We start from the raw sequence: 16,088 nt of genomic DNA on the forward strand, positions 1-16,088 counted from the left end.
CGTGTTTCATGACTTCGGGGTCAGATACATTGAGAGGAATGAGTTCGACTTCATAAGGGGCGATGGAAACGGGCCAGATGAGTCCGTTTTCATCATGGCAGGTTTCTGCCAGGCCAGCGACGATGCGATTCACGCCGATCCCATAGCATCCCATGATCAAAGGATGTCGCTGTTCTTTTTCGTCGAGGAATTCGGCGTCGAGCGACTCGCTGTATTTGGTTCCCAGTTTGAAGACGTGACCAACTTCGATTCCATGGACGAACTCAAGGTGGGATTCACATTTCGGGCAGGGGTCGTCAGCCTCTGCGTTGCGAAGGTCAAAGCTCGTGTCGAACGAGAAGTCTCGTCCGGGAATCACTCCAGTGGTGTGCTTGTCGGCAGCATTGGCCCCGACGACAGCGACGGGCATCAAAGCGACATCGTGATCGACGAGAGTTGTGATTTTGATGTCGACCGGTCCGGCGAATCCGACGGGAGCGTTTGTCGACTTCTCGATCGTTGCGTTGTCGGCCATTTCAAGTGATTTGGCCCCCAAGGCTCTGCGGATTTTTCCGTCGTTGGCCTCGTGGTCCCCGCGAAGCAGGACAGCGACCGGTTTTTCATCAGCAACGTAGATCAGTGTTTTGATCATCTCGCTGGGTTGAATCTTTAAGAAGCTGGCGACCGCTTCGATGCTTCCCAGCCCGGGCGTGTCGACAGTTTGTGGTGCTGGCTTGTTTTCGTCGGGAGTGGGTTTTTGAGGTTGGCGCCCGGTGTCGGCTCTTTCGAGGTTGGCTGCGTATCCGCAAGACGTGCAGCGAACGATTCGATCTTCTCCGTTTTCGGCGGGAATCATGAATTCGTGAGAAGCATCTCCCCCGATCGGGCCGCTTTCTGCTTCGACGGGGATGAACTCGAGTCCGCAGCGAGCGTAAATACGGCAATATGCATCGTACATCTTCTGATAGGACTCGTTCAGCTGTTCGACTGTTGTCGCGAAGCTGTAGGCGTCCTTCATCAGAAATTCGCTGGTGCGGAGAACTCCGAATCTCGGCCGCTCTTCATTTCGGAATTTCGTTTGGATCTGATAAACGGTGATTGGAAGTTGTCGGTAGCTGCTGATGAGTCGCGACATTAAGTCGGTCACGACTTCTTCGTGGGTTGGTCCGAGTGCCAGGTGGACATTGTGGTCACGCCGGCGGATCGGGAAGTTGATGAGTACGTTTCCGAAAGCGTCTCGTCGTCCGGTTCGCTCGAAAAGTTCAATCGGCTGGAGGGCTGGCATGGAGAGTTCCACCGCTCCGGTGCGGTCCATTTCTTCACGGACGATTTCCGCGGCTTTTCGAATCGCACGTGTTCCGAGCGGAAGATACGTGTAGGCACCGGCCATGAGTTGGCGAATGAGGCCAGCGCGAAGCATGAGCTGATGGCTGGGGATCTCGGCGTCCGCCGGAATCTCTTTCATGGTTGGGATTAGTGTTTGTGACCAGCGCACTCGTCTATCCTCAATTGTCAGTCGTTTTCGTCAGACTGTGTTACAGAATGGTTTTGGGACGTTTCGTTGTGTTTGTGAACTCGCCTGAGACGGCAGGGGCCGAACTTGCTCTCGCGCGTGGACGATCGTTTCGCCGGAAGACGTTCCTCAGACTAGTGTTTGAGACGGTCTGTGAAGTTGTGGAAATGCTCGCATTGAGCGATGTTTCCGGCTCTTGATCACCGTTGGCATGTTCTCGATTCCTTCAAAGCCTGTCGAGTCTGGAACCGAGAATGCCCTTTGAAAGTTGCGTGGAGTCGATCGTCGCTGCCGGTTTAGTTTGCGAGAAGCGATTTAAGAGCGGAATCGTCGACAAAATGGGGCGGGTTCGAATCAAAGGGTATCGCTGGCCCGGATTTACTCGCTGGGAGATCGGTATTTCGAGCTTGCTTGCTGTAGAAACTTCTTTTCAGCATCTGTGAGCGAGTTGAAGCCCGAGAGGTTGATCTTCTCCAGTAAAGCATCGACGCGCTGCGACGTTTCGGCCTGCTGCTGGGCTTCGCGTTCGAGTCGTTTTTCTCGGCGGTGAGCTTTCCATCGCTGAAGCGGTCCCGGACGTGGCGTCGGGTCTTCATCTTCATCGAGGTAATTCAGATAGCTCTCGCCTTCGTCTTCGAGTCCGTAACCCAGCCCGACTTCGCCGAATCGCTGGGCGAAGACTGTTGTCATATGTGCCTGCAGGACGAAAACCATGAGCAGGAATCCGATGAAGACAAGGTCGGTCGACTTCGTCAGCATCCCGGCGAGAGCCAGAATGATCGTGATGACAGCTCCGAGATAGAGAGTGCCAAGTCGCGCAACTCCCCGCTCCCAATGGAGTTTTGCGATGTAGAATGCGATTTGACCTCCATCGAGGGGGTAAATCGGGAGAAGGTTGAGGATCAGAAGCTTAAAGTTGATGGAAAAGGCCAGCACGAAGATCGAATTCAAGAAGATGGCTGGCGTGCTGAGGGATAAGTCAACATTTGGAAGCATGATGGGGTGGAGTGACTGCATCAGCATTCCACTTGAGGCGACTGCGGGGGCGCAAATGAGGCAAATCGCCGCGTTGCTCAATGGGCCGGCCAGAGTCGTCCAGAATTCTGAGTAGAACGACGGGGCCGGTGAGACGAATGCGAGTCCACCCAGCGGCCACATGAGGATTTCGTTGCCTTCGCCGCCTGTTGCCCGGGCTCCGAATACGTGGGCAAACTCGTGTGCGAGGATGCTGAGAAACAGGATCGCAGAAACGGCCAGCCCAAGGGCTCCTCCGAGTCGGAGGCAGAAAATCAGGACCAGTCCGACGAACCAGACGCTCATTCGGACATCAACGCCAAACCATCGTCCGAGCGGGATGCTCAAAATCAGCGGTGATTGACGAATATCCATCTGAAGCGGGTCTCGGTCGGTGAGGAATTGCAGAAAAATTCCGAAAGAATGGTACCACTCCGTGAGTCCTCGGGCAATTCGCAATTCATCAGGTTGCAGAATTGGTCGGGGTGAGTTTGCCAGTCGTCGGGATGATTTCAGGCCATCGATCCTGATTGATGCGATGGAGGTTGCCACAGCGAGGGGTGAGATTGCAGACTCTTCTCAATCTGATAACATTTCGCTCAGGTGGGTCGTCATTGTGACGATGTGCCTGAATGAAAAGTCAAATCAACAAAGTCCAATGCATTCCGGGTTTTCTTGCCAGTTCAGTTTGGCTGGAACCTCACGGAAACCACGATCATTTCAAACCGTTTTGAGTCATCCGGTTCGTGTCACATTTTATTTTGTGTGCTTCTTCACAACTTTTTTATTCGACAGGGATCGTAAGAGCGAGTGCTGTGTCACCGCTCAACTCGTAATCGATTGAACCGTTTTGGTGTCATCATGCTGGGCGAGTCTTCGGTGTTTACATTGTTATGCTTTCTGGTGGTGTTGCTGCATTCCATTTGCAGAGCGCTGAAAACCACGGAAAGCTGTCGTCAGATGACAACTCAGGACAGCTGTCCGTGTCGTCAAGTGGATGGAATCGACCGACTTTCAATCGCAATCTCTGAATGGTGGGGCATCCCGCAATTCGGCCAAAGTTGCGGTCGGTCTGTGAGGTTCGCACCAGCTACGGCAGGAAACGTCAGAAGTCTCTCGATGTCCGGTCGCCCATGTCTGTTCTTTCGTCATTCAAGACGGCACTGAGTGGAAATTCCGCGAATTGATCCAGTTTCAACGGTGAGTAGCGACTCCGGGGTGCGATTCTAAAAGGATCATGTCGTGCCAATTTTCGAGATAGGGATCGGGCTTGTGCTCGGTGCTGTCATCGGCTTCTTCTTCGATCGAATGCGGATGGGGAGTGCGTATCGAACACGCGAAGATCTCATTAAAGATGCCGAACGCGAGGCAGAGAATCTTCGAAAAGAGAGTGAGCTCGCCGCGAAAGAAGAGCTCCTCAGACGGCGTCAGGAAATCGAGACCGAACTCGATAAAGTTCGTGACAAGCTGCGTCAGCAAGAGCGGGAAATCGACAAACGCGAAACGCGTCTCGACGACCAGACCGAGAGCGTGAAGAAACGCGAACGCATGCTCGAGCAAATGCAGAATCGACTCACGGAGCGTTCGAAGTTCATTGAAAAGCGTGAGCAAGAACTCGAGAAGATTGTCGAGGAAGAGCAGGAAAAGCTCTACACAATCAGCGGTCTTTCGAAGGAAGATGCGACGCAGCGACTTTTGAGTAGACTCGATAAACAGCTGAAAAGTGAAACTGGAAGCTTAATTCTCAAGCATCAACAGCAGCTCAAGCAGGATTCCGAAAAACTCGCTCGCGAGATCATCGGAATGGCTGTCCAGCGCTACGCGTCCGATCACACATCGGAAACGACCGTTTCGACGATCGATATTCCCAGCGATGAAATCAAAGGCCGAATCATCGGACGTGAAGGACGAAATATCCGAGCGTTTGAGAAAGAGACTGGCGTCGATGTCATCGTCGATGATACGCCCGGCGTCGTGGTCGTCTCGGCGTTTGATACCGTTCGCCGCGAAATCGCGAAGAATGCCCTTCTCAAGCTGATTCAGGATGGCCGAATTCATCCCGCTCGAATCGAAGAAATCGTCTCGGAAACGAAAAGCGAGATGGATGAGCGGATCATGGATCTCGGAACCCGCGCAGCGGAAGAAGCAGGGGTTCCGAATCTGCATCCGAAATTGCTGGCGCTGATGGGGCGGCTACATTTTCGAGTGAGCTACAGTCAGAATGTGCTACAGCACTCGATTGAAGTCGCTTATTTGACCGGAATGATGGCGGAGCAGCTCGGTCTGGATGTCGAAATTGCCCGTCGCTGTGGATTCTGTCACGACATCGGAAAAGCTGCCGACCACGAAATGGAAGGTGGTCATCCGGCGATTGGTGCCGAATTGCTGAAGCGTTATGGCGAAGGTGAAGAAGTTGTCCATGCAGCTGCTGGTCACCATGACGATATTCGTCCGGAATACATCTACACAGTCTTAACGGCCGCTGCGGATGCCTGTTCTGCCTCACGACCGGGATCGCGTCGAGAAACTCTCGAGAAATACATCAAGCGGCTCGAAGAGTTGGAAGCGATTGCTTGTGGTTTCCCCGGAGTGAACGAGGTTTACGCTGTTCAGGCGGGGCGAGAAGTTCGAGTGATTGTCGATCCCAAGCGGATTAACGATCGCGAAGCTGCGAAAATGTCGCGAGACATTGCTAGTACGATCGAAGAGAACATGACTTACCCCGGAGAAGTGAAGGTCGTCGTGATGCGGGAAATTCGCTCGATTGGAATGGCGCGTTAATCCCGGTTGGGTTTGCAGCATTGACTCCTTCTGTGTGGCCATTCTTTCCTTGAGGAATGGCCTGTTCCAGGGGATCAATGCTGTTTCTGTTCAGGTAAACCGCTGGGGTTTGAGAACTCCACTCTGTTTTGTCGCCGACACGCGCAGGCGACTTCGAGATCTGTGCCATCGTCGGTTGTGGTGTCGCCACTCTCTTGGCGTTTTCGATGACGCGTGATGATATTGTCATGCGTGGATGTTTTTGAAACTGCGCAGAATTTCCAGTAATTCACGCAAAGTTAACATCGCGTAGGTAGAGTACACGTCGAAATGGAATAGCAAGAGCAGCGGGAGTCTTTGCTTTGGATGTTTGGAAGTCGAGCATCAATCTTTTGTTGAGTTGAGTTGTCTTGGATTCGCTGGTCCGAGCAACGAATCAGGATGTGATTCTGGGGCTTGGTTGTCATGGCAACGCAATGGTATGTCCGAGTATCTGGTGGTGTGCGGGGACCGATGAAGTTCAAGGACGTCGCGTTCTTGATCCATGATCATCAGCTACCCGAAGACGGGGACGTTCGTCGATCTGACGTCGAGGAATGGCAGCCTGCGAATTCGGTCGTCGGGTTAATTCGCACTGCGAGAAATCATCAGGCGACCGAAGAACGGGTCGCTGTCATGGCGCCCAAGAAGCCAGTTCAAAAGCCCGCCCCTGCTTCAACGAGTTCGAAATCTGAGCGCAAACGAGCTGAGCGAATGGAGATCATTCGTCGAACTCAAGAGAGTATGGACGAAAGTGAAGCAGAGGAAGCGTCGCAAGATCAAAGGACCTTCCTCGAAAATGCGATGGTCTGGGGGCCGATTGTCGTTTTAGCAGCAGCTGCCGTTTACGCTGCATGGACCGTGCAGACGCACGATCCCTTCAAGAACAAGAACTTCGAAGGTCAATCTCGAGTGGTCGATTCAGCATTCGACCGCCTCTCTTGATGCATTGAGTGCTCATTCTCTGCTCGATCCGTCAGGCTCTCTTCGCTCATGTGAATGAGTCGGCCAATTTGAAGTCGTGTTCTGCTTAGTCATTCGTACGAGCTTCGCGAATGCTCCTTGGTGGTTGTGAACGGTCTTGCACGATTCACTCTAGGTGTGGAGTGGAATTCCTGTGCAAACAATTCGGCAAATATTCGCAATGGGCTGCTTCTTCTTCGTCCGATGATCTTCTTCAGAAGTCTTGCTGACGCCTGTGATCAGACGGTCTCTTTTCCTTTTTGGCTCTCGGTAGAGATTTGGCACGTCGATCGCATTGTTGATGTGTTCTGAGAAAACTCAGAAGAATTGATCGGAAGAGACTGAGATGTGCTTAGAAAATAGGCGTTGTGCATGTTGCTTCCGCAGCAGATAATGAGCGTCGTCCCAAGTGTCGATGCATTTGAAGGGTGAGTCAGGATATGGCTAAGAGCGTTGACTTTAGTGCCTATGATGCCGAGTCGTTTTACGATGAAGTCTTCGACAGTCAGGGGCAGCCGCGTCCGGAAGCTCAATTGCTCGTCGATTCAATCAACGGATTGCCTCCGGGCGAACTGTTGCGTCGGCAGGAGGCCATTGATCAAGCAATGATGCGAATGGGGATTACCTTCGCAGTCTACGGAGATGATCGGGGCACCGAAAAAATCTGGCCATTCGACATTGTGCCGAGAATCGTTGGCTCGCAGGAGTGGCGAACCGTTGAGCAGGGATTGAAGCAACGTATTCGCGCGCTCAATCTGTTCATTGATGACATCTATCATGATCAAGAGATTCTGAACGACGGCATCATTCCGCGAGCCCTCATTGAAAATGCCAGTTCGTTTCGAGAGCAGTGTCGCGGGCTAAATCCGCCTCGGGGAGTCTGGGTTCATATCACCGGGACGGATCTGATTCGACATGCGGATGGTCAGATCTATGTGTTGGAAGACAACCTTCGCTGTCCTTCAGGCGTTTCGTACGTGCTTCAGAATCGTTTGCTGATGAAGCGGAGCTTCCCGGGGATTTTCAAAGCTTGCCGCGTTCGTCCGGTGATCGATTACCCGAGCGGCCTGCTGCAAACGCTGCAGTCTCTGGCGCCAGAAACCTACGAACCAACGATCGTGGTGCTGACTCCGGGGGTTTACAACTCAGCTTACTACGAGCACTCCTTCCTCGCTCAACAGATGGGTGTGGAACTAGTTGAAGGCCGAGATCTGGTCGTCAAAGACGGGTTCGTCTGTATGCGGACAACCGAAGGATTTCAGCGAGTGGACGTCATTTACAGACGGATTGATGATGACTTCATCGATCCGAAAGTCTTCCGCGAAGATTCGGTGCTGGGAGTTCCGGGTTTGATGGAAGCTTACCGCAACGGACGTGTTGCTCTCGCCAATGCTCCTGGAACAGGCATTGCGGACGACAAGGTCGTCTATGCGTTTGTGCCGGAGATGATCAAGTACTACCTCGGCGAAGAGGCCATCCTCCCGAATGTGGAGACTTACGTCTGCGAAGTTCCCGAGCATCGCGAGTATGTTCTGAGCCATCTCAACGAGCTGGTTGTCAAACCTGCCAATGAATCGGGCGGCTACGGGATGATGATCGGAACACGTGCGAGCGCTGATGAGATCAAGAAGTTTGACGAACTGATTCGGAAGAATCCGCGAAATTACATCGCGCAGCCTGTGTTGTCGCTCTCGCGGGTTCCGACGCTGATTGATGGTGTATTTGAAGGCCGGCACGTCGATTTGCGGCCGTACATTCTCTATGGGGAAGATGTGCGAGTGCTCCCAGGCGGGTTGACGCGTGTTGCGCTTCGCAAGGGATCGCTTGTCGTGAACTCTTCGCAAGGGGGCGGAAGTAAGGATACGTGGGTCGTTGCTGACTCGGACGAAGAACTGACTGGACTCGATTAAGACCTCTAGAAGCTCAGGGAATCAACAAACAACAAAACAAAAGGTCCAGAATGTTAAGCCGCGTCGCAGAAGCAATTTACTGGATGGCTCGATACGTCGAGCGTGCTGAAAATCTCGCCCGATTTGTCGATGTCACTCTCAACATGACACTCGATCAGCCCATCGGAATTCAGCAGCAATGGGAACCGCTGGTGTTGGCGACCGGCGATGAGAAGTACTTTCACAAAAACTACAAGCATGCTTCTGCCGAAACGGTGATGCAGTTTCTCGTCTTCGATCGTGAGTACCCCAACTCCATTCTTTCGTCGCTGCGTTTCGCTCGTGAGAATGCCCGGTCGGTCCGCGAGTCAATTTCTTCAGAGATGTGGGAACAGCTCAATGCTTTTTACCATCGGGTGAAGGATGCCGAACCGACTTTTGCAACGATGGATTCGCCGTCTGATTTCCTGTGCTCGGTGAAGGAAGGCAGCCATCTGTTCAACGGAATTGCGGATGCAACGATGTCACATGACCTGGGATGGCATTTCGCGAATCTCGGGCGAGTGATTGAACGTGCTGACAAAACGTCTCGTTTGCTGGACGTGAAATACTTCACGCTACTTCCCACGGTCAGCGATGTCGGGACGCCAACCGATGACCTGCAATGGGCGGATGTCTTGCGGTCTGTGAGTGGGTTTCAAAGCTATCGACGTCGCTATCACGGAATCACCGTCGAGCGAATTATCGGGTTTCTGATTCTCGACCGAACATTTCCAAGAGCCATCAACTATTGCGTTCGAGAAGCGGACGTATCGTTGCACGCGATTTCGGGCACGCTGATGGGGACGTATCGCAATTCCGCTGAACGGCTCTTCGGTCAACTGAGAGCGGAATTGGATTATCGGCAGGTGGAGAACATCCGAGAGATCGGGCTCCACGAATATATTGACTCGCTGCAAGTACGATTAAACGAAGCGAGTGCGGCGATTCATGACACCTTCTTCGCGATTCGACCCGTTGAAGAGCCTTGGACTGGACAGTTTCAGTCGCAGAGGTAGGACGAACCTGTCTCGGATTTCAAAGACATACGGACTGCTGAGAGACACCTATGCCGATTCGCGTTGCGCTCCACCACAAAACTCGCTACGAATACGACCGCCCGGTGACGCTCGGTCCACAGATTGTCCGATTGCGCCCGGCACCGCATTGCCGAACGCCGATTCGAAGCTATTCGCTGTCAATCCTTCCTGAGCCGCACTTCCTGAACTGGCAACAAGACCCGTATGGGAACTTTCTAGCCCGGCTTGTCTTTCCGAATGTCACTCGACTCTTTGAGGTGAAGGTCGATCTCATTGCCGAAATGACGGTGGTTAATCCGTTCGATTTCTTCATCGAAGAATACGCTGAAGAATTTCCGTTCCGATACGACCCCGAACTCGCCAAGCAGCTTCAGCCGTTTCTTGATCCCCCGACGAGGGAGAAGATTTTCGAGGACTTTGCGAAGCAGTTCGAAGTCGAAAAACTTCGAACTGTCGATTTTCTAGTCAAGATGAACGGACAGCTTCAGCATGATGTGGACTATCTCATCAGAATGGAGCCGGGTGTTCAGACTCCCGCTGAAACATTGACCAAGGGTTCGGGAAGTTGTCGCGATTCCGCCTGGTTGCTGGTGCATCTGCTGCGCAAATTCGGTCTCGCTGCCCGGTTTGTCTCGGGGTATCTGATCCAGCTGACGGCGGATGAAAAGCCGCTTGAAGGCCCCGAAGGACCCGCCGCAGATTTCACCGATCTGCATGCGTGGACGGAGGTCTTCTTGCCGGGGGCAGGCTGGGTTGGTCTCGATCCCACGTCAGGACTGTTTGCTGGCGAGGGGCATATCCCGCTGGCATGTACTCCGGAACCGCAATCGGCAGCCCCGATCTCCGGAGGTGTCGACGAAAGTGAATGCGAGTTCGCCTTTGATATGACGGTCACGCGGATTCACGAAGATCCTCGCGTCACGAAACCGTATTCAGAAGAGCAGTGGCAAGCCATCGATGAAGTCGGCAAGCTCGTTGATCAGCGATTGCAGGACAACGACGTTCGATTGACGATGGGAGGAGAGCCGACCTTCGTTTCGATCGACGATATGGAAAGCCCGGAGTGGAACACTGCCGCCGTCGGGAAAATGAAACAGAAGAAATCGGTCGAGCTGATTCATCGGCTGCGCGATCGATTTGCTCCGGGCGGCTTACTTCACTTTGGTCAGGGAAAGTGGTACCCGGGTGAGTCGCTTCCACGCTGGGCATACTCCTGTATGTGGAGGAAAGATGGCGAGCCAATCTGGTCCGAGACCGAGTTGCTGGCCAATGTCTGGGAGCAGGGAGAGACTCAGCCCGAGGATGCGGGAGTCTTTCTGGTTGAGTTCGCTGAACGGTTGAAGGTCGATGAAAAATGGATTCGTCCCGCTTACGAGGATGTGTGGGAAACTGTCGAAATGGAGCAGAAAGTTCCAATCGATGTTGATCCGCGTAAGTTCGATCTGGAAGCTTCCGAAGACCGCAGACGCCTCGCGAAGATTCTTGAACGTGGTGTGACGACTCCCGTCGGGTATGTTCTGCCACTCAAAAAAGCATGGTGGCAAGCGAAGGCCTCCTGGACGTCGGGACCCTGGCCATTTCGGATGGACCGGTTGTTTCTGATTCCGGGAGATTCTCCGATTGGTCTCCGCTTACCGCTCGACTCACTTCCTCGCGGCGTGAACAGAATCTTGTACCAGGTCGACCCGTTCGAAGGTCGTCCGGTGCTGCCGCGATATCTCGAGTTGAGAAGAGCTGCTCAGGCGACTCGCATGGAGAGTCATGATTCGAACATCACTGGTCAACAAAAAACTCTCGAACGCATGGAGAAGATTGCGCAGATCAACGCGGGTTACGAGGAAGAGGCTCCTCCATCTCTGGAGCCATCTTCGATCATCAGCACAGCGATGTGTGTGGAATCCCGCGAAGGTCGGCTGCATGTCTTTCTTCCGCCAGTGGCTCGGCTCGAAGACTTTCTGGAACTCATCACGATAGTCGAAGATACTGCTTTGGCTGTCGGAATGCCGGTTGTGCTGGAAGGGTATTTGCCTCCGCATGATCCGCGTCTGGAAATTCTCAAAGTGACTCCCGACCCCGGCGTCATCGAAGTGAATGTTCCCCCATCGAGCGATTGGGAGGAGCTGAAGTCTGTGACATTCGGAGTTTATGAAGAGGCACGGTTGTCTCGGCTGGGAACAGAAAAGTTCGAGCTCGACGGAAAACATACCGGCACTGGCGGGGGGAATCATGTGGTCCTTGGAGGGAAGTCGCCGGAGGACAGCCCATTCCTCAGGCGTCCCGATGTTCTCAAGAGTCTGATTGGCTACTGGAACAATCATCCCTCGCTTTCGTACTTGTTCTCCGGACAATTTATTGGCCCGACAAGTCAGGCTCCGCGAGTCGATGAAGGTCGACGGGATGCGATCTATGAAATGGAAATCGCATTCGCTCAAGTGCCGGAGCCATTTAACGCTCAGGAAATTCCAGCGTGGCTGGTTGACAGGATTTTCCGACATCTGCTTGTCGACTTGACCGGAAACACACACCGGGCAGAATTTTGTATCGACAAATTGTTCTCACCCGATTCCGCCACCGGACGGCTGGGACTTGTCGAATTCAGGGCATTGGAAATGCCTCCGCATGCGAGGATGAGTCTCGCACAGCAGTTGCTTGTTCGCTCGCTGGTGACGCGGTTCTGGGAAGAGCCCTACAACGGTCGATTGATTCGCTGGGGGACAGCGATTCACGACCAGTTCATGCTTCCACATTGGCTGGAAGAAGATTTCTCGGAAGTGATCGCCGATTTGCGTGCTGCTGACATTCCGATGGAGCGGGAATGGTTTACACCTCACATCGCGTTTCGATGTCCTGTGATTGGGGAAATCGAGCGAGAAGGTGTTCATCTCGAACTGCGACAGGCATTAGAACCCTGGTATGTGCTGGGAGAAGAGCCAGCTGGTGGCGGGACGGCGCGTTACGTCGACTCTTCCGTAGAACGTCTTCAAGTGAAAGTGAATGGGCTTTGGGATCGCTATTCAGTGACCTGCAATTCCCGAACACTGCCGCTCTCGCCGACGGGCCGCAATGGAGAGTTCGCTGCGGGCGTGCGGTATCGAGCGTGGCAGCCTCCAAGTTGCCTTCATCCGACGATCCCGATTCACACTCCGCTGGTCGTTGACATCGTGGACACTTGGAACAAACGGTCCATCGGAGGATGCCAATATCATGTGGAACATCCAGGCGGTTTGAATCAGAGCGTTTACCCAGTTAATTCACTCGAAGCAGAGAGTCGACGAGCTTCCAGGTTTTTCGAGTTCGGTCATACCGGCAACAGAATTGATTTCCGTCCGGCAGTCGTCAACAATGAGTATCCGCACACGCTGGACCTCCGGCTGAGCGAATAAAAAACGACACTGCCTGACCTGGTTCGAATCCGATTTGGAGGCGAATCTCATTCTGGAGTTTTATGTCCTCTGTGCTGCCCCAGAAATCGATGTCAGGTACCTATTCCCCTGCTGCTGGCGTTTTCGACGAAGCCTTCGATCGACAGGCTCCTCGTCCGCATTGGAAGCAATTGTGGGATCGAGTGGATCAACTCGGCGCCGCTGAGCTTCAGCGTCGAACGACTCAGGCAGAACATCTTCTCAATGAAAATGGTGTGACGTTCGGCGGGGTCACAGACTCTTCCGGAAACCAGCGACCGTGGAAGCTGGACCTCATTCCAATGATTCTGGATGAGAAGACCTGGGCATTCATTGAGGAAGGAATTGAGCAGCGGGCAAAACTCCAGAACCTTCTGATTCGCGATATCTACGGAGATCTCGAAGCAGTACAGGCAGGCATTCTGCCGCCTGAGGTCGTCTACGGACACAACGCGTTGATGTTTCCAGCAAAGGGATTGCATATCCGCGAGAATTCGCTGGTTCTCTACTCTGCAGAATTAGCCAGATCGGAGAGTGGAAAATTCTGGGTCATGGCGGATCGCTCGAACGCTCCGGCGGGGGCTGGGTTCGCGCTCGAGAATCGAATTGTCACGAAGCGTATTCTTCCTCAGCTCAGCAATTCGTTTCAGATCCGCAAACTGGCCCCGTTCTTCGTGAAATTGAAGGCGACTCTGAAAGCATTGAGTCCCCGGAAGATTGATCACCCGCGCGTCGCAATTCTCAGCAACGGCCCTACGCATCCGTATTACTTCGAAGATGTCTACTTGGCTCGCTATCTCGGAATTGATCTCGTTCAAGGGAGCGATCTGGCGGTTCGGGAAGATCAGGTCTTTCTAAAGACGCTGGCAGGTCTGATCAATGTCGATGTCTTGCTCGTTCGTGGAGACGAAGGAGACATTGATCCCGTCGAGTGTGGAGGTGGTGCACCTCATGGGGTTCCGGGGTTGTTGCAAGCAATTCGATCCGGAACTGTTGCACTCGCCAACATGCCGGGCAGCGGGATTATTGAGTCACCCGTTTTCAAATCCGTGCTTCCGAAGCTCTGTCAGTTTTATCTGGGGACGACTCTTAAGATTCCGTCGATTGCAACGTGGTGGTGTGGTGACGCCAGTTCGCGAGAGTACGTTCTGGACAACATGCGTTCTCTGGTGATCAAACCAGCTTTCCGAGCCAGTGGCGGGGAAGAAGTGATTGGAGAGAGCCTGAGCGCTGAAGAGCAGAACCAGCTGAGAAAACGAATTCTCTCACAGCCGAATTCATATGTCGCACAAGAACTGATCCGCCGTTCTGCTGCTCCAACATTGAACGGCGAAGCCAAGTTGACTTCCGGACATGTCGCGATGCGTGTCTTCGCAGTCGCCAGTGAAGACTCTTACAGCGTGATGCCCGGCGGTTTGGTTCGAGTGGCTGACTCCAGTGGACCGATGGAATTGTCCATCGCTGGTGGAGAAACGAGCAAAGACCTGTGGGTGGAAACGTCTTCGCCAGAACGCTCAATGACGTTGCTGGCTGGTGAGCACCGCAATGTTCAGTTGCATCGAACGACGGCGAAATTCCCGAGTCGCGTTGCTGATGATCTCTTCTGGTTGGGGCAGAACCTCGACCGTTCCGATCAGTTGTCTCGTCTGTGTCGGGCTCTTCTTTCGCGAGTTCACATTTCCGTCGATACTGACAACGATGCAACCTCTGTGCTGCTGCGGAGTCTCGTGGATGTCGGATCGATTGAGCCGGGATTTGTTGTCAACGGGCTCGTTGAAACGCTTCCGAAGCTGCACGATTCGCTGCCTGCAATCATTGTCGACAGCAGTCAGTCTCGCGGCCTGGGGCAGAGTGTCACGGAATTGCTTCGGCTCTGCTCACTGGTTCGGGACTGGATTTCTCCAGAAACGTGGCAACAGCTGCATCGCACTGCCAGCGACTTCCAGGATGCAATTTCAGGGACCAACGATCTGGCTGAGTTCGCTGATGAACTTGACGATTTGATCCTCGGGTTAGCCTCAGCGATGGGGTTGATCGACAACGGGATGATTCGAGGGCCAGCTTGGAGATTCCTCGACCTCGGCCGGCGCATCGAACGGTCTCGCACGACAGCTCAGTTTGCCCGGAGTGTTCTCGATTCTGATGCTCGCCACGACCCGGCAACATTGAAAATGGTCATTGAAGTCTGTGACGTTCAGATGACTTATCGAGCACGATATCTCGATGACATTCAACAGAACGGTGTGTTTGACTTGTGCATCACTGACCTGACGAATCCGCGATCGATTCTATCTCAATTGGAATCAATCGCTGGGCATGTCGCTGAACTGCCGGGAAGTACGGTCGATCCGCTGCGGACAGAGGAAACGCGACTGGCCATGTCCGCTGTGCATCAGGTGAAAATGTTGACCTCGGATGATCTGGGAGCGATGGAACCGATTCGACTCGTGAGCGTTCTCGATATCGTCGATCAGGCGATGCGTGATCTCGCGAGCCTCCTTGAAAGAAAGTATTTGTTGCACTCTGGAGACTTGCGTCAAATTGTCGATCAGGGCGGAGTCCTTTCATGAAATATGCGATCACGCATTCGACGACTTACGCCGGAAAGGAACCCGTTTCCGTTTGTCACAACCAGTCCTGGCTCAAGCCAAGAGTCCTCGCTCATCAGACATGCGAAACGTTTTCGCTGGACATTTCTCCAGCTCCGTCAATTCGGGCGACGCGATTTGACGCGTTCGGAAATGAAGTGGAGTCTTTCTCGTTCAATCAGGGTTATGAAGTCTTAAAGGTCAACGCTTCGAGCAAGATCGAGGTTCAGCCGAGAATCAATAACAACGCAGACGATGTTCCGTGGGAAACTGTTCGCGATGAAGTTTGCCGAGCGCGTACGAAAGAGTCGCTCGAAAATTACCTCTTCGCGTTCGAGTCTCCTCGCATCCGGCTTTCGGAAGAATTTCAGGCGTATGCTTCGGTCTCGTTTGATCCGGGACGAGGAATTGTGGAAGCGGGCGCTGATCTCACGAAACGAATCTTCGAAGACTTCGAGTTCGATGGCCGAGCGACAACGGTCACGACACCGGTTGAGGAGGTTTTTCGAATTCGCCGCGGTGTCTGTCAGGACTTCGCGCATCTGCAGATTGCCCTGCTGCGATCGCTGAAGCTGCCGACTCGCTATGTGAGTGGATACTTGCGAACGATTCCGCCTCCCGGGAAACCGCGTTTGGTTGGTGCGGACGCGAGCCATGCCTGGATTTCTTTGTACTGCGGTCCAGGCCAGGGTTGGATTGATTACGATCCGACAAACAACATGCGTCCCGATCTCGATCACATCACCGTCGCGTGGGGTCGAGATTACAGCGACGTTCCGCCGCTACGCGGTGTCTTCATCGGGGGCGGTTCACACTCGTTGAGTGTTTCCGTCGATGTGGAACCACTTGGCTAGAGCCAGTTG

The 16,088-nt window shown here is 53.4% G+C and carries 9 protein-coding genes (1 of these 9 cut by a window edge); 7 read left to right on the plus strand and 2 right to left on the minus strand.

What is annotated here, in order from left to right:
* Both AB1L42_RS08240 and AB1L42_RS08245 read right to left on the minus strand, forming a co-directional pair.
* Positions 1–1,474, minus strand: the 5' portion of a protein-coding gene (locus tag AB1L42_RS08240) for a proline--tRNA ligase (protein ID WP_367053227.1). 266 nt of this gene lie to the left of the window's left edge; the window shows 1,474 of its 1,740 coding nt (coding positions 1–1,474); its start codon is at positions 1,472–1,474; its stop codon lies beyond the left edge, outside the window.
* A gap of 396 nt (positions 1,475–1,870) precedes the next feature.
* Entirely contained in the window at positions 1,871–2,881 is a 1,011-nt protein-coding gene (locus AB1L42_RS08245; RefSeq protein ID WP_367053228.1) for a site-2 protease family protein, read from the minus strand.
* Between the two features lie 867 nt (positions 2,882–3,748).
* Here AB1L42_RS08245 and rny point away from each other — a divergent pair.
* The 7 genes from rny to AB1L42_RS08280 all read left to right on the plus strand — a co-directional run bounded on the left by rny (position 3,749) and on the right by AB1L42_RS08280 (position 16,079).
* A complete protein-coding gene (rny, locus tag AB1L42_RS08250; RefSeq protein WP_367053229.1) occupies positions 3,749–5,287 on the plus strand; it encodes a ribonuclease Y in 1,539 nt (512 codons plus the stop codon).
* Between the two features lie 444 nt (positions 5,288–5,731).
* Entirely contained in the window at positions 5,732–6,250 is a 519-nt protein-coding gene (locus AB1L42_RS08255) for a DUF4339 domain-containing protein (protein WP_367053230.1), read from the plus strand.
* Positions 6,251–6,708: 458 nt separating this feature from the next.
* Positions 6,709–8,178 carry a circularly permuted type 2 ATP-grasp protein gene (locus AB1L42_RS08260; protein WP_367053231.1) on the plus strand — a complete coding sequence of 490 codons (1,470 nt, stop codon included), beginning with the start codon at positions 6,709–6,711 and terminating at the stop codon, positions 8,176–8,178.
* A 50-nt stretch (positions 8,179–8,228) separates the two neighbouring features.
* Complete coding sequence (locus AB1L42_RS08265) at positions 8,229–9,215, plus strand: alpha-E domain-containing protein (RefSeq protein WP_367053232.1); 987 nt, start codon at positions 8,229–8,231, stop codon at positions 9,213–9,215.
* Positions 9,216–9,265: 50 nt separating this feature from the next.
* Complete coding sequence (locus tag AB1L42_RS08270) at positions 9,266–12,619, plus strand: transglutaminase family protein (protein WP_367053233.1); 3,354 nt, start codon at positions 9,266–9,268, stop codon at positions 12,617–12,619.
* A 62-nt stretch (positions 12,620–12,681) separates the two neighbouring features.
* Positions 12,682–15,207, plus strand: coding sequence for a circularly permuted type 2 ATP-grasp protein (locus AB1L42_RS08275; protein ID WP_367053234.1), 2,526 nt, complete (start codon positions 12,682–12,684; stop codon positions 15,205–15,207).
* Positions 15,204–16,079, plus strand: coding sequence for a transglutaminase family protein (locus AB1L42_RS08280; protein ID WP_367053235.1), 876 nt, complete (start codon positions 15,204–15,206; stop codon positions 16,077–16,079). Before AB1L42_RS08275 ends, AB1L42_RS08280 begins: the two co-directional genes overlap by 4 nt.
* The last annotated feature ends 9 nt before the right edge of the window (positions 16,080–16,088 follow it).

This window comes from Thalassoglobus sp. JC818 (assembly GCF_040717535.1).
In the GTDB taxonomy this organism is placed as follows: Bacteria; Planctomycetota; Planctomycetia; order Planctomycetales; family Planctomycetaceae; genus Thalassoglobus.

What these genes read in the sequence shown, in the direction of transcription:
- AB1L42_RS08245 (WP_367053228.1), bottom strand. Translation starts at nt 2,881, where the DNA reads ATGGATATTCGTCAATCACCGCTGATTTTGAGCATCCCGCTCGGACGA.
- AB1L42_RS08255 (WP_367053230.1), top strand. Translation starts at nt 5,732, where the DNA reads ATGGCAACGCAATGGTATGTCCGAGTATCTGGTGGTGTGCGGGGACCG.
- AB1L42_RS08260 (WP_367053231.1), top strand. Translation starts at nt 6,709, where the DNA reads ATGGCTAAGAGCGTTGACTTTAGTGCCTATGATGCCGAGTCGTTTTAC.
- AB1L42_RS08265 (WP_367053232.1), top strand. Translation starts at nt 8,229, where the DNA reads ATGTTAAGCCGCGTCGCAGAAGCAATTTACTGGATGGCTCGATACGTC.
- AB1L42_RS08270 (WP_367053233.1), top strand. Translation starts at nt 9,266, where the DNA reads ATGCCGATTCGCGTTGCGCTCCACCACAAAACTCGCTACGAATACGAC.
- AB1L42_RS08275 (WP_367053234.1), top strand. Translation starts at nt 12,682, where the DNA reads ATGTCCTCTGTGCTGCCCCAGAAATCGATGTCAGGTACCTATTCCCCT.
- AB1L42_RS08280 (WP_367053235.1), top strand. Translation starts at nt 15,204, where the DNA reads ATGAAATATGCGATCACGCATTCGACGACTTACGCCGGAAAGGAACCC.